We start from the raw sequence: 13,134 nt of genomic DNA on the forward strand, positions 1-13,134 counted from the left end.
CGCGCGATGCACATGCACTTCTACAAAAAATCGTGGTGGGCGGCTGGTGCCGTCGCACTGTTCTTGGCGGGCTGCAGCAATTTGCCCAGCCCCCCGCAGGCGCTGGTGCGCTATGACCTCGGCGCAGCCCCGGCGCTGCTGGCCGCCAGCGCGCCGCTGCAACCGATTGCGCTGGCGCAGATACAGGCGCCGCTGCAAGTTGAAGGCAGCACGGGGCTGCGCTACCGGCTGGCCTACGCCGATGCGCAGGAGCTGCGCACCTATGCCCAGGCCCGCTGGAGCCTGCAACCTGCGCAAATGGTGCAACAGCGGTTGCGTGAGCATTTGAGCCAAGGTGGGCGCGTGGTGTTGTCGGCGCAGCCCGGCGAATTGCCGCCGCTGGTGCAGGGGCGGTCCGTGCCGGTGCTGAGCCTGTCGCTGGAAGAATTCAGCCAGGTGTTTAGCAGCACCCGGGACAGCGTGGGCTGGGTGCGCATTCGCGCCACCTTAGTCGATCCCGCGCCACGCGGTGATGTCTTGCTGGCGCAGCAGGTGTTTGAGGTGCGCCAACCCGCTGGCGCAGCCAATGCCGCAGGGGGCGCCCAAGCCTTGTCGCAGGCCGTGGATGCCGTGGGGGTGCAGCTGCAACAATGGTTGCAGCAAGCCGTGCCCGCCAAACCTTAGCGAATACGCCGCATGCGCGCTTTGCAGCCCCGCTTGTCGGGGCTTTTTTGCGTTGGGCAAAACACTGGTGTAAGGCAATGCCTTGTGCTGGGCGGACTTTGATGTGACGCAAATCCTTAAGAACTGTCAACCCTAAGCTGACGCCCATTGAAACAACCCATATAACAAAGGAGTTGCACTATGGCAACACTTGAGTGGAGCGCAGACCTGGTGCTGAACGTTCCAGCCATGGATGAAACGCACAAAGAATTTGTCGAGCTGTTGGCCGCCGTGGAAAGCGCAGACAACGAGCAGCTGGGCAGCTTGTGGCAAGCGCTGATTACGCACACCGAGGCGCACTTTGGTCAGGAAGACCGCTGGATGGTGGCCACGGGCTTTTCCGTCGGCAACTGCCACGCAACGCAGCACAAGGTGGTGCTGGAAATCATGCATGAAGGCGGCAAACGCTATGCCGAAGGCGATGCCTCCATGATTCGCGGCATGACGCCGGAGCTGGCCTCCTGGTTCAGCTACCACGCGCAGACCATGGATGCGGCGCTGGCACAGCACATGGACAGCGTGGGGTTTGACCCCGTCTCTGGTGTCGTCAGCAACGCAGAGGCGTTGCCGCCAGCGCTGATCAGCGGCTGCGGTGGTGCATGTTCCACCCCCCAGGACCACGATCAGCACGCCGAGCAAGCGGGCAAAGTGGCGCAGGCAGCGCTGTAAACTGGCCCACTGCCAACCTCGCGTTGCTTGCTTTCAAGCATCCAGACCGCAGCGGCAACTGCAGTCTGGTGGAGCAGCGGCGCTGTACAGCGGCTTTACCCGGCCAGAACGGGGAAAATTTTCATCAGCCCGCCCGCCATCACTTCTACCGCCAGGGCGGCCAAAATCAGGCCCATTAACCGTGTCATCACGTTGATGCCGGTTTTGCCCAGTACGCGGGCAATCGGCTCGGCCATGGAAAAGCTGGCCCACACGGCTGCTGCCACCACCACCCCATAACCCACCAGCGCCAAATGCTGCCAGAAGGTGGCGGCTTGATCGGCATAAATCACCACCGTAGACATGGCCGCAGGCCCGGTCAGCAGCGGGATGGTGAGCGGTACCACGGCAATGCTGTTGCCCATGGCGGCCTTTTCGGCACCAGCTTCCAGGGTGTCTTCAGGGCGGCGGTCTTCGGCTGGGCGCGCGTTGAGCATGTTCATCGCGCTGATGAGCAGCAGCAGGCCGCCGCCGACCTGAAAGCTTTGCAAAGAGATGTTGAAAAAGTCCAGCACCTGCAATCCGATGAGCGCGCACGCTGCAATCACCACAAAAGCGCTGAAGGCGGCGGTGCGAATGGTTTGTGCGCGCTGGGCGGCATCAAAACCCTCGGTGTAGTGGATAAAAAACGGCACGATGGCCAGCGGATTGACGATGGCGACCAAGGTGATGAGCGGTTTCAAATCCATGGGGAGTCTAGGCCTGCGAAAAATAAGGGCGAACGTGGAACGCAGAATGCTTAAAGTCGCCTGCGCAATGGACGAAGTCTATAGAGCCTTGAAGACGGCGGGGCAGCGCCGCACCACAATCAGGAGAAGCAAGCATGGGTCAGTTTGTACAGCTAACGGCAGCAGATGGCACGGAAATTCCCGCATGGGTGGCGCAGCCCGACGGGCCGGTGCGGGGCGCGCTGGTCGTGGCGCAGGAGATTTTTGGAGTGAATGCCCATATCCGCAATGTGACCGATCGCATGGCGGCCCGTGGTTTTTTGGCGATTGCTCCGGCGCTGTTCACGCGGCTGGAGGCAGATGTGCAACTGGGCTATGACGCCGAGAGCATGGCCCGCGGCAAGGCCTTGAAAGCCGCTGCAGAGGCCTTGCCTGATGAAGGCGTACTGCAAGACGTGCGCGCGGCCGCGCAGTGGGCGCAGCAACGTGTGGGCGGCCAGAAGGTGGGCATGGTGGGCTTTTGCTGGGGCGGGTTGCTGACGTGGCGGGCCGCCAATCTGGTGGACGAGCTGGGCGCGGCGGTGTGTTACTACGGCGGCGGCATGACGGTGGAGCCGGAGGTGCTGCGCACGCCCTTGGTGCCGGTGCTGGCGCATTTTGGTGCGCGCGATGCGCACATCTCCATCGAGAGCGTGATGGCCTTCAGCGCCCTGCACCCCGAGGTGCAGGTGCATGTCTATGAAGCCGACCACGGCTTTAACTGTGACCAGCGCGCCAGCTTTGACCAGATCAGCGCCATCCAGGCCAAAGACCGCACGCTGGCGTTCTTCGATCAGCACCTGGGTTGATGGTTGATTGCCGGAGCTGGCTTTTCAAAAACAAGAGCTGCTTACGCTCATGACTGCGTGCTTTCCATATCTAAACCTACGGAAAACAAGCCATAGCATTCGCGGGCCGCTCTTGTTTTGATGGAGCCAAGTCAGGTGTTTTCTCCCAGCAGACTGTCGCGCTCAATGTAGCGGCGGCGCAGGAAGAACACCAGCAATGCTGCGCCAATCAAGGCCATGGCGCCCATGGCCCACCAGAAACCGTCTTCTGCGTGCACCAGCGGCAGCACATCAAAGTTCATGCCGAACACGGCGGCAATCAGGTTCAGCGGCAGGAAGATGGCGGTCAAGGTGGTCAGCGTGCGCATGATGTCGTTGGCGCGGTTGCTTTGGGCCGAGAAGTGCATCTGCAAAGCGGCTTCGGCACTTTGCTCCATGCGGTGCACGTGGTGGCTGACGCGCTCAATGTGCTCCAGCACGTCGCGCGAGCGCACGCGCAGCAGCTCGCGCGCGCGGCGCTCGGCCGTCTCATTTTCCTCGGGCCAGCTCTCCAGCGCATCGATCCAGTCCTGCACGGCGGCGCGCTGGTCTTCGCAGATTTCATTGAGCTGGTGCAGGCCCAGCTGCGCCTGCAACACCTTGCTCCAGTCGTGAAAGCGCGAGTTGGGGTTGAGCAGGGCCATCTGCCACTGCTCCATCTGCCTGGCCATGTCGCGGCGCAGGCTGAGAAAGCCGTCCACCATTAGGTCGAGTTGGCGCAGCATCAGGTCGGCGCTGCTGGCAGGCAGGCGGCTGTTGGCCGTGCTGCGTTTTTCCGGCGCGGTGCTGGGGGTGAGCAGGCGCTGCAGGTGCTGTGCGCGCACCGGGCAGTCTGCGGGGTGCACGCTGAACAGCAGCGGGTCAAACACGGCAAAGCCGACGGGGGCGGTGTCCAGGTTCTGCAGGTTGGTCGGGGCGGGCGTTGGGGCCTGGTGCCGCCAGCTGCGCGCCGTGGGTGCTGGTGGGGGCGGGGGTGCTGCGCCTTCCAGCCGGCGAAACAGCATCAGGTCGTAGTCGGAGGTGTAGTCGAAGGTGGATGGAATCTGGGCATTGAGCAAGTCGGAGATGTGTAGATCCAGCAGCGGCGTGCCGCACAGCTGTTGTAGCAGGCTTTGCACGGCGGGCAACTGGCGCTCCAGCTCGGTGCGCTCGCACGACAGCCAGTAAAAGCTGCCGGGGGCGGGTGGCGACGGTAAAGCCGCTGCACTGGCGGTGTCTGCGGGCCAGGTGCCCAGGTCTTGCACGAGTTTGGTGGCAGGCTGAATCAGCAGCAGACGCATGGAGTTGGTGCTCAAAATGGCTGGTAACGCTTGTGGTGCAAGCGCTGGCAGCTATCAAAACAAGGTGCGCATAAAAAAGGCAGCCCTGCGGCTGCCTGGTGCGAAGGGATCGCTGGAGCTTACAGGCCGCGCAGCTTTTTGGCAGCGTCCATCGCGAAGTAGGTCAAGATGCCATCGGCCCCGGCGCGCTTGAAGGCCAGCAGCGATTCCATCATCACGGCGTCGTGGTCCAGCCAGCCGTTGGCGGCAGCGGCCTTGAGCATGGCGTATTCACCGCTGACCTGGTAGGCAAAGGTGGGCACCTGGAATTCGTCCTTGACGCGGCGCACCACGTCCAGATACGGCATGCCGGGCTTGACCATGACCATGTCTGCGCCCTCGGCGATGTCCAGCGCCACTTCGCGCAGGGCTTCGTCGGAGTTGGCGGGGTCCATCTGGTAAACGTTTTTGTCGGCCTTGCCCAAGGCGCCACGCGTGCCCACAGCATCGCGGAAGGGGCCGTAGAAGGCGCTGGCGTATTTGGCGCTGTAGGCCATGATCTGGGTGTGAATGTGGCCTTGCAGCTCCAGCGCTTCGCGGATGGCGCCAATGCGCCCGTCCATCATGTCGCTGGGGGCCACCATGTCGGCACCGGCTTCGGCGTGGTTCAGGGCCTGGCCCACCAGCACTTCCATGGTCTCATCGTTGAGGATGTAGCCGGCTTCATCCAGGATGCCGTCCTGGCCGTGGCTGGTGTAGGGGTCCAGGGCCACGTCGGTCATTACGCCCAGTTGGGGGAATTCCTGCTTCAGCGCACGGATCACGCTGGGGATCAGGCCGTCGGGGTTGAGGGCTTCTTTGCCATCGGGTGTTTTCAGGCTGGCATCAATCGCGGGGAACAGCGCCAGGAAGGGGATCTCCAGCTTCACGCATTCCTCGGCCACGGGCAGCAGCAGATCCAGACTCAGACGGTCCACGCCCGGCATGGACGCCACGGCCTCACGGCGGTTGCTGCCTTCGTGCACAAACACAGGGTAGATGAAGTCATGGGCCGACAGCTGACTCTCTCGCACCAAGTTGCGGGTGAACGCATTGCGGCGCAAACGACGAGGACGGCTTTGTGGGAAAGGAGTAGGGCTAGACAGATGCATGGTCGCCATTGTGCGCTTGTCCGCGCAAGCATGCGAGTGATAGCGCTTGATACAGGTAAACCTTAGGCTGGATCCGCGCCCAGCTTGGGGATAGCCCTGTGTACGTAGGCATAGGGCACAGATAGATTTAGTTGCTGAGAGCGGCCTGCCGCTTTCCCTGCTTCACCTCCCTGAGCAGGCCTCTTGACTGAGGATTTTCAAAGCCCGGTATGTGCCGGGCTTTTTTTTGCCGTCGCCATGCGCCTTACACTGTGCCCATGTTGTGGGTCAAAGCTTTTCATATCGTCTTCGTGGCCAGCTGGTTTGCTGGCCTGTTTTATCTGCCGCGCATTTTCGTGAATCTGGCCATGGTGACGCCCGGTTCTGTGGCGGAGCGCGAGCGTTTGATCGGCATGTCGCAGCGCCTGCTGCGCTTTACCACCATCTTAGCAGTGCCCGCGCTGGGCCTGGGTCTGTGGTTGTGGCTGGGTTACGGCTTTGCTGGCGGCTGGCTGCATGCCAAGTTGCTGCTGGTGCTGGCTGTCATGGGCTACCACTACAGCTGCGCCGTGCTGCTGCGCCAGTTGCAGGCCGATAGCTGCCAGCACAGCCACCGCTGGTTCCGCTGGTACAACGAACTGCCGGTGCTGCTGCTCACGGTCATTGTGATCTTGGTGGTTGTCAAGCCTTTCTAAATTTTCCACCGCGTGGGCCCAAACGGAAAGGGGCTACCTGTGTTCAAAACTTCGGCGTGGCCGCTGGCCATGCTGTACACCGCACTGATTGTTTTTGCGAGCCTGTTTCCCTTCGAGGGCTGGCGTGCGCAAGGGATTGCGCCGTCGGTGTTTGTCACAGCCCCGTTGCCCCCGCCTTACTGGACGTGGTTTGACGTCAATATCAATGTGCTGGGCTACGCGCCGCTAGGTTTTTTGCTGGCCTTAGGGGGTGTGCGCAGCGGCTTACGGGGCTGGGCGATTCCCGTGGCATGGCTGGGTGGCGCAGCCTTGTCGCTGTGCATGGAGTTTTTGCAAATTTACCTGCCGCGCCGGGTGCCCTCCAACATGGACTTTGTACTCAACGCAGCAGGCGTGTTGCTGGGGGCGCTGCTGGCCTGGACACTGGAGTGGTGGGGGCTGCTGGCACGCTGGAGCGTCTTTCGCGAACGCTGGTTTGGCCAGCAGCCGCATGGTGGACTGGTGCTGATTGCGCTGTGGCCCGTGTCACTGCTGTTTCCGTTGGTGCTGCCTTTTGGTTTGGGGCAGGTGCTGGAGCGTTTAGACAAAACGCTGGATGTATGGCTGGAGGGCACGCCCTTCATGGACTGGTTGCCCCTGCGCGAAGAGCCCTTGGTGCCGCTGATGCCCAGTGCTGAAATGCTGTGTGTCATGCTGGGGCTGCTGGCGCCGTGTTTGCTGGGTTATATGTTGATTGCGCACCTGGGTCGCCGGGCGGTATTTGCGGCCGTGGTTTTGCTGGCGGGGCTGGCTGCCACGGGGCTGTCTTCGGCAATGGCCTATGGCCCCGTGCATGCGTGGGAGTGGCTGACCCTGCCCACGCAAGCCGGCGTGGTGGCCGCCATCTTGCTGGCAGCGTGTGCCTTGCCGGTGCCGCGCCGCTGGTGCGCGGTGCTACTGCTGCTGGTGCTGATGTGGCAACTCAATTGGCTGAATCAGGCGCCGCTGAACCCGTACTTTGCGGACACGCTGCAGTCCTGGGAGCAGGGGCGCTTCATGCGGTTTTACGGACTGGGCCAATGGCTGGGCTGGGTCTGGCCCTATGCCGTGCTTGCGTATGTGGCATTGCGCCTGACCCAGCGCCAGCCCCAATCCTAGAATGCTTGCATCATGAGCGAGAACACCCCCACAGGCTACTACAGCCGCCATATCTTTTTTTGCCTGAATGAGCGCCCCAACGGCGAAGACTGCTGCCACCTGCACGGCGCCAAAGAAGGCTTTGACCACTGCAAGCGCGCCATCAAAGATGCGGGCCTGGCGGGTAAAGGCCAGGTGCGCGTGAACAAGGCGGGCTGCCTGGATCGCTGCGCCGCTGGCCCCGTGGCCGTGGTCTACCCCGAAGGCACGTGGTACACCTTTGTGGATACCGCGGACATCGACGAGATTGTGGAGTCGCACCTCAAAAACGGGCAGGTGGTGGAGCGTTTGCTGGTGCCGCCGGAACTTGGCCGCTGAAACAGACTCCTACACCCCATTACAAGTGTTTTTGGCCTCTAGCGCTTTTCTATCAAGCGCTAATAGCTATGAAATAGGTAGTTGCAATTGAACGCTCACACTGAACGCTTCACCCTCACCGGCGCGGCCGGCCTCATTGAAGCCTTGCGCGATCGCCCTGCGGGCACACCCCGGGGCGTGGCGGTCATCGCCCACCCGCACCCGCTGTTTGGCGGCACCATGGACAACAAAGTGGTGCAGACTTTGGCGCGTGCTTTTGTGCAAACCGGCTGGGAAGTGGTGCGCTTTAACTTTCGCGGTGTCGGCGCCAGCCAGGGCGAGCACGATGCGGGCCGTGGTGAGGCGCAAGACATGCTGGAAGTGGTGCGCCAAGTGGCACCCACCGGTGCGGTGGCTCTGGCGGGGTTTTCGTTTGGTGCCTTTGTGACCACGCATGTGCTGCAGGCACTGTGGGACGAAGGGCGCGTGGAGAAAGTGGTGCTGGTGGGTACGGCGGCCAGCCGTTTTGACCCCGCCCCCGTACCTGCTGCCACGCACGACCGCACCCTGGTGCTGCATGGCGAAGCAGATGACACCGTGCCTTTGCAATCCGTCATGGACTGGGCGCGCCCGCAGACACTGCCTGTAACAGTTGTGCCCGCTGGCGGTCATTTCTTCCACGGACAATTGCCCTTGCTCAAAGGGCTGGTGGCCCGCCACCTGACGGCCACGCACTTGTAAAACGCTCAGCGGGCCTGCGGGCTGTACCGACTGAAATTTTGTAGACCAACCGAGTTGCTCATGAAGCCTGTTTTGAAGAATTTGCGCACGCTGGCATTGACCGCGGCCTTGGCCCCCCTGTGGGCGAACGCCCAAATCGCACAGCTGCAACCCCCAGAGATTGCTGCGCAAACGTATATGTTGGTGGACGTGACTGCCAACCAAGTGCTGGCCTCCAAGGATGTGGATGCACCGGTGGAGCCCGCATCGTTGACCAAGCTGATGACGGCATACCTGGTGTTTGACGCCCTACGCGCCAAAAAGGTGACCCTGGAGCAGCGCCTGCCAGTGAGCGAGATGGCCTGGAAGATGCCAGGCTCGCGCATGTTCATCGACCCCAAGATGCAAGTGCCTGTGGAAGACCTGCTCAAAGGCATGATCGTGCAGTCGGGCAACGATGCTACCATGGCGCTGGCCGAAGGTGTCGGCGGCACCAAGGAAAACTTTGTGCGGCTGATGAATGAGCAGGCCAAAGCGCTGGGCATGACGGGCACCAGCTACAAAAACCCCGAAGGCTTGACAGAGCCCGGCCACTTCACCACGGCGCGTGACCTGTCCATTTTGGCCATGCGCTTGCTGCGTGACTTCCCCGAGTACACGCACTACTACTCCATCAAGGAGTACCGCTACGAAGGCACACCAGCGGCCAACGGGCGCAACCGCAATACCTTGCTGTTCCGCGATCCCACGGTGGATGGCCTGAAGACCGGTCACACCAACGCGGCAGGCTACTGTCTGGTGGCCACGGCCAATCGTGATATCCCCAATGTGGGCAGCCGCCGTGTGCTCTCCATCGTGCTGGGGGCTGCCTCGGACAACGCGCGCGCCAACGAGAGCCAGAAGCTGCTGAACTGGGGTTACACCGCCTACGACGCAGTGAAGCTGTTTGATGCCGGACAGGCCATGGAAGTGGCGCAAATCTGGAAGGGCTCGCAAGGCACCCTCAAGATTGGCCGTGAAGGCGCCACCGTGGTGACGGTGCCCTCGGGCAGCTCCGGCAAGGTGTCGACCCAGATGGTGCGCACCGATCCTTTGATGGCTCCTATCACCAAGGGCCAGCAGGTAGGGACTTTGAAGGTGTTGGTGGCCGATCAGTTGGCTGCAGAAATGCCCATCTTCGCGCTGGAAAGCGTGGAGGAAGGGGGGTTCTTTAGCCGGCTGTGGGACACCATTCGACTGTGGATCCGCTAAGGCGGAACCATGGGAGGTAGGCAAATTTCGCATTCTGAGAAAGTGCCTACCGTTTAATCACATGTGACTTGCCCCGGGTTTTCCAAACTGGTACATTCGAGGGCTTTTCGGAAATTCCGAAGGGTTTCACGTTTTCGTTTTTTACGTTTAGGGACGTATATATGCCAACCATTAATCAACTCGTGCGCCAGGGCCGCACGGTCGAAGTTGTTAAATCCAAGAGCCCTGCTATGGAAAACTGCCCCCAACGCCGTGGCGTGTGCACCCGTGTGTACACAACCACTCCTAAGAAGCCTAACTCGGCTTTGCGTAAGGTGGCTAAGGTTCGCTTGACCAACGGTTTCGAAGTGATTTCGTACATCGGCGGTGAAGGCCACAACCTGCAAGAGCACAGCGTGGTGCTGGTGCGCGGCGGCCGTGTGAAGGACTTGCCAGGTGTGCGTTACCACATCGTGCGCGGTTCCTTGGACCTGCAAGGTGTCAAGGATCGTAAGCAAGCCCGTTCCAAGTACGGTGCCAAGAAGCCTAAGGCTAAGTAATCAGCCTTTCGGTTCTGAAAAACATCGGTGTTTGATTCGCCTGACTGGCGCGGTCAAACGTAGTGGCCCGAAGCGCAAATGTTTTGCGTGGGTCGAGTAAGTGAGAGACTTTGATTAGCTCTCGCGGTGTCTGAAAAGTCACCAACTGAAGCAAAGATAGAGGTAAAAAATGCCACGTCGTCGCGAAGTCCCCAAACGTGAAATTCTGCCGGATCCTAAGTTCGGTAACGTAGAGCTGTCCAAATTCATGAACGTGATCATGGAAGGCGGCAAAAAGGCGGTTGCAGAGCGCATCATTTACGGTGCTCTGGATCTGATCGCCAAGAAGCAGCCTGAAAAGGAAGCTTTGGAAGTGTTTGTTACAGCTATCAACAACGTCAAGCCCATGGTGGAAGTCAAGTCCCGCCGCGTGGGTGGCGCTAACTACCAAGTGCCCGTTGAAGTGCGTCCCGTCCGTCGTCTGGCTCTGTCCATGCGCTGGATCAAGGAAGCTGCCCGCAAGCGTGGTGAGAAGTCGATGGCCCAGCGTCTGGCCAACGAACTGATGGAAGCCACCGAAGGCCGTGGCGGCGCCATGAAGAAGCGTGACGAAGTGCACCGCATGGCCGAAGCCAACAAGGCATTCAGCCACTTCCGCTTCTAAGCTGCTGTAGCAGTTTGAAACCAGACGGGCCGCTCGCAAATCTTGCCTGCGGCCTTGTCTCGATTCAAGGCGCCCCCATATAGAACTGCTGGCCCCAGCGCACAAGGCAGGGTGATCGCAGACTCTCTCCCCGATCAATCAAGGATCAATCATGGCTCGCAAGACCCCCATTAGCCGCTACCGCAATATCGGTATCTCGGCACACATCGACGCAGGTAAGACCACCACTTCCGAACGTATCCTGTTCTATACAGGCGTAACCCACAAGCTGGGCGAAGTGCACGACGGCGCTGCGACCACTGACTGGATGGAGCAAGAGCAAGAGCGCGGTATCACGATCACATCGTCTGCTGTGACCTGCTTCTGGAAGGGTATGGACCTGACCCGCCCTGAGCACCGCATCAACATCATCGACACCCCCGGCCACGTGGACTTCACGATTGAAGTGGAGCGTTCCATGCGCGTGCTGGACGGCGCTGTGATGGTGTACTGCGCGGTGGGTGGTGTGCAGCCCCAATCCGAAACCGTGTGGCGCCAAGCCAACAAGCACAAAGTGCCTCGTCTGGCCTTTGTGAACAAGATGGACCGCACTGGTGCGAACTTCTTCAAGGTCGTAGACCAGATGAAGCTGCGCCTGAAGGCCAATCCCGTGCCAATCGTGGTGCCCATCGGCGCGGAAGACAACTTCCAAGGCGTGGTTGACCTGATCAAGATGAAAGCCATCTTCTGGGACGAAGCTTCCCAGGGCATGAAGTTTGAATACCGCGAGATCCCTGCTGAGCTGGTCGAAGTGGCTCAGAAGTGGCGCGAAAACATGGTGGAAGCTGCGGCTGAAGCCAGCGAAGAGTTGATGAACAAGTACCTGGAAGAAGGTGACTTGTCCGAAGAAGAGATCATCTCTGCACTGCGTCAGCGTACCATCGCCACCGAAATCCAGCCCATGCTGTGCGGCTCGGCCTTCAAGAACAAGGGTGTGCAGCGCATGCTGGACGCCGTGCTGGACTTGCTGCCTGCGCCTACCGACATTCCTGATGTTACAGGTACCGATCCTGATGACGAAGAGAAGAAGCTGTCGCGCAAGGCTGACGACGCAGAGAAGTTCTCTGCGCTCGCATTCAAACTGATGACCGACCCATTCGTTGGTCAGCTGACTTTCGTGCGCGTGTACTCGGGCGTTTTGACCAAGGGCGAAACCGTTCTGAATGCTGTGAAGGGCAAGAAAGAGCGTATTGGCCGCATCGTGCAGATGCACGCGAACGAGCGTCAAGAAGTTGAAGAAATTCGCGCTGGCGACATCGCTGCTTGCGTGGGTCTGAAGGATGTGACCACAGGCGAAACTCTGTGCGATATCGCAGCGCCTATCGTGCTGGAGCGCATGGTGTTCCCTGAGCCCGTGATTGCACAGGCAGTGGAACCCAAGTCCAAGGCTGACCAAGAAAAGATGGGTATTGCCTTGTCGCGTCTGGCTGCTGAAGACCCATCTTTCCGCGTGCGTACCGACGAAGAATCCGGCCAGACCATCATTGCCGGTATGGGCGAGTTGCACCTGGAAATTATCGTTGACCGCATGAAGCGCGAGTTCAACGTGGAAGCCAACGTGGGCAAGCCCCAGGTTGCTTACCGCGAAACCGTGCGTTCGACCGTCAAGGATGTGGACGGCAAGTTCGTTCGCCAGTCCGGTGGTAAGGGTCAATACGGTCACGTCGTGTTCACGCTGGAGCCCCAGGAAGCTGGTAAGGGCTTTGAGTTCGTGGACGAAATCAAGGGCGGTGTGGTGCCTCGCGAATACATCCCTGCAGTCGAAAAGGGTGTGATCGAAGCCCTGACCTCGGGCGTGTTGGCTGGCTACCCTGTGGTGGACGTGAAAGTTCGTTTGACATTCGGTTCGTACCACGATGTGGACTCGTCCGAGCAAGCGTTCAAGATGGCTGCTATCTTTGGTTTCAAGGAAGCCGCTAAGAAGGCAAATCCTGTAATTCTGGAGCCAATGATGGCTGTGGAAGTGGAGACGCCTGAAGACTACGCCGGTACCGTGATGGGTGACTTGTCTTCACGTCGCGGCATGGTGCAGGGCATGGAAGACATGGTTGGTGGCGGCAAGGCCATCAAGGCAGAAGTGCCGCTGTCGGAAATGTTTGGTTACGCGACTTCGCTGCGTTCGCAGACACAAGGCCGCGCTACTTACACGATGGAGTTCAAGCACTACGCTGAAGCTCCTCGCAACGTGGCTGAAGCTATCGTGGCTGCCCGCGCTAAGTAATTCGCAAATCGGTCATAATTGATCGTTTGGCCCAAGGTACTTTTTGAAGTGCTTTGGGTGCAGATTGCCGGTCTGCGATCGTGTGCCACTTTGTTACCTGTGCGAAGTGAACTAGCAATGCGATGCAGACCTTAAAACCCTACACAGGTTTGCTCTTTTATTTGGAGAATTTGCAATGGCAAAAGAAAAGTTCGAGCGTACCAAGCCCCACGTAAACGTG

Annotated in this window: 14 protein-coding genes; 11 read left to right on the plus strand and 3 right to left on the minus strand. The window is 60.1% G+C overall.

Annotated elements, in window-relative coordinates; genetic code table 11:
- The first annotated feature begins 6 nt into the window (after window positions 1-6).
- The gene (locus B3R00_RS14175) at window positions 7-663 is read left to right on the plus strand and encodes an ABC-type transport auxiliary lipoprotein family protein (RefSeq protein ID WP_286999555.1); all 657 of its coding nucleotides are present in this window, start codon (window positions 7-9) and stop codon (window positions 661-663) included.
- Between the two features lie 180 nt (window positions 664-843).
- Window positions 844-1,371, plus strand: coding sequence for a hemerythrin domain-containing protein (locus B3R00_RS14180; protein ID WP_286999556.1), 528 nt, complete (start codon window positions 844-846; stop codon window positions 1,369-1,371).
- A gap of 95 nt (window positions 1,372-1,466) precedes the next feature.
- Here the strand turns inward: B3R00_RS14180 and B3R00_RS14185 are convergent, their stop codons facing one another.
- Window positions 1,467-2,099: a MarC family protein gene (locus B3R00_RS14185; RefSeq protein ID WP_174862188.1), complete on the minus strand. Its 633-nt coding sequence runs from the start codon at window positions 2,097-2,099 to the stop codon at window positions 1,467-1,469.
- Between the two features lie 134 nt (window positions 2,100-2,233).
- Between B3R00_RS14185 and B3R00_RS14190 the strand changes: the two genes are divergently transcribed.
- Window positions 2,234-2,926, plus strand: coding sequence for a dienelactone hydrolase family protein (locus tag B3R00_RS14190; protein ID WP_286999557.1), 693 nt, complete (start codon window positions 2,234-2,236; stop codon window positions 2,924-2,926).
- 131 nt (window positions 2,927-3,057) lie between these two features.
- Here B3R00_RS14190 and B3R00_RS14195 read toward each other — a convergent pair whose 3' ends face one another.
- Together B3R00_RS14195 and hemB are read right to left on the minus strand one after the other, a co-directional pair.
- Entirely contained in the window at window positions 3,058-4,224 is a 1,167-nt protein-coding gene (locus B3R00_RS14195; protein WP_286999558.1) for a magnesium transporter CorA family protein, read from the minus strand.
- A 119-nt stretch (window positions 4,225-4,343) separates the two neighbouring features.
- Window positions 4,344-5,354 (minus strand): porphobilinogen synthase, encoded by a 1,011-nt coding sequence (hemB, locus tag B3R00_RS14200; RefSeq protein WP_286999559.1) that lies wholly within the window; start codon window positions 5,352-5,354, stop codon window positions 4,344-4,346.
- A 257-nt stretch (window positions 5,355-5,611) separates the two neighbouring features.
- On the opposite strand from hemB, the gene B3R00_RS14205 reads away from it, so the two are divergent.
- The 8 genes from B3R00_RS14205 to fusA all read left to right on the plus strand — a co-directional run bounded on the left by B3R00_RS14205 (window position 5,612) and on the right by fusA (window position 12,914).
- Window positions 5,612-6,028: a CopD family protein gene (locus tag B3R00_RS14205; protein WP_174862205.1), complete on the plus strand. Its 417-nt coding sequence runs from the start codon at window positions 5,612-5,614 to the stop codon at window positions 6,026-6,028.
- 39 nt (window positions 6,029-6,067) lie between these two features.
- Window positions 6,068-7,165, plus strand: a complete 1,098-nt coding sequence (locus tag B3R00_RS14210; RefSeq protein ID WP_286999560.1) for a VanZ family protein — start codon at window positions 6,068-6,070, stop codon at window positions 7,163-7,165.
- Window positions 7,166-7,177: 12 nt separating this feature from the next.
- The gene (locus B3R00_RS14215; RefSeq protein ID WP_174862189.1) at window positions 7,178-7,522 is read left to right on the plus strand and encodes a (2Fe-2S) ferredoxin domain-containing protein; all 345 of its coding nucleotides are present in this window, start codon (window positions 7,178-7,180) and stop codon (window positions 7,520-7,522) included.
- An 87-nt stretch (window positions 7,523-7,609) separates the two neighbouring features.
- Window positions 7,610-8,242 (plus strand): alpha/beta hydrolase, encoded by a 633-nt coding sequence (locus tag B3R00_RS14220; protein WP_286999561.1) that lies wholly within the window; start codon window positions 7,610-7,612, stop codon window positions 8,240-8,242.
- 60 nt (window positions 8,243-8,302) lie between these two features.
- Window positions 8,303-9,472 carry a D-alanyl-D-alanine carboxypeptidase family protein gene (locus B3R00_RS14225; protein WP_286999562.1) on the plus strand — a complete coding sequence of 390 codons (1,170 nt, stop codon included), beginning with the start codon at window positions 8,303-8,305 and terminating at the stop codon, window positions 9,470-9,472.
- A gap of 161 nt (window positions 9,473-9,633) precedes the next feature.
- Window positions 9,634-10,011: a 30S ribosomal protein S12 gene (gene rpsL, locus B3R00_RS14230; RefSeq protein ID WP_003059441.1), complete on the plus strand. Its 378-nt coding sequence runs from the start codon at window positions 9,634-9,636 to the stop codon at window positions 10,009-10,011.
- 169 nt (window positions 10,012-10,180) lie between these two features.
- Window positions 10,181-10,654, plus strand: a complete 474-nt coding sequence (gene rpsG / locus B3R00_RS14235; protein ID WP_219163511.1) for a 30S ribosomal protein S7 — start codon at window positions 10,181-10,183, stop codon at window positions 10,652-10,654.
- A 151-nt stretch (window positions 10,655-10,805) separates the two neighbouring features.
- A complete protein-coding gene (gene fusA / locus B3R00_RS14240; protein WP_286999563.1) occupies window positions 10,806-12,914 on the plus strand; it encodes an elongation factor G in 2,109 nt (702 codons plus the stop codon).
- The last annotated feature ends 220 nt before the right edge of the window (window positions 12,915-13,134 follow it).

It is taken from the genome of Comamonas sp. UBA7840, assembly GCF_002501455.1.
Lineage (GTDB): Bacteria > Pseudomonadota > Gammaproteobacteria > Burkholderiales > Burkholderiaceae_C > Comamonas > Comamonas jiangduensis.

Coding starts and splice junctions, on each gene's coding strand:
- B3R00_RS14175 (WP_286999555.1), top strand. CDS start 7: ATGCACATGCACTTCTACAAAAAATCGTGGTGGGCGGCTGGTGCCGTC.
- B3R00_RS14180 (WP_286999556.1), top strand. CDS start 844: ATGGCAACACTTGAGTGGAGCGCAGACCTGGTGCTGAACGTTCCAGCC.
- B3R00_RS14185 (WP_174862188.1), bottom strand. CDS start 2,099: ATGGATTTGAAACCGCTCATCACCTTGGTCGCCATCGTCAATCCGCTG.
- B3R00_RS14190 (WP_286999557.1), top strand. CDS start 2,234: ATGGGTCAGTTTGTACAGCTAACGGCAGCAGATGGCACGGAAATTCCC.
- B3R00_RS14195 (WP_286999558.1), bottom strand. CDS start 4,224: ATGCGTCTGCTGCTGATTCAGCCTGCCACCAAACTCGTGCAAGACCTG.
- hemB (WP_286999559.1), bottom strand. CDS start 5,354: ATGCATCTGTCTAGCCCTACTCCTTTCCCACAAAGCCGTCCTCGTCGT.
- B3R00_RS14205 (WP_174862205.1), top strand. CDS start 5,612: ATGTTGTGGGTCAAAGCTTTTCATATCGTCTTCGTGGCCAGCTGGTTT.
- B3R00_RS14215 (WP_174862189.1), top strand. CDS start 7,178: ATGAGCGAGAACACCCCCACAGGCTACTACAGCCGCCATATCTTTTTT.
- B3R00_RS14225 (WP_286999562.1), top strand. CDS start 8,303: ATGAAGCCTGTTTTGAAGAATTTGCGCACGCTGGCATTGACCGCGGCC.
- rpsL (WP_003059441.1), top strand. CDS start 9,634: ATGCCAACCATTAATCAACTCGTGCGCCAGGGCCGCACGGTCGAAGTT.
- rpsG (WP_219163511.1), top strand. CDS start 10,181: ATGCCACGTCGTCGCGAAGTCCCCAAACGTGAAATTCTGCCGGATCCT.
- fusA (WP_286999563.1), top strand. CDS start 10,806: ATGGCTCGCAAGACCCCCATTAGCCGCTACCGCAATATCGGTATCTCG.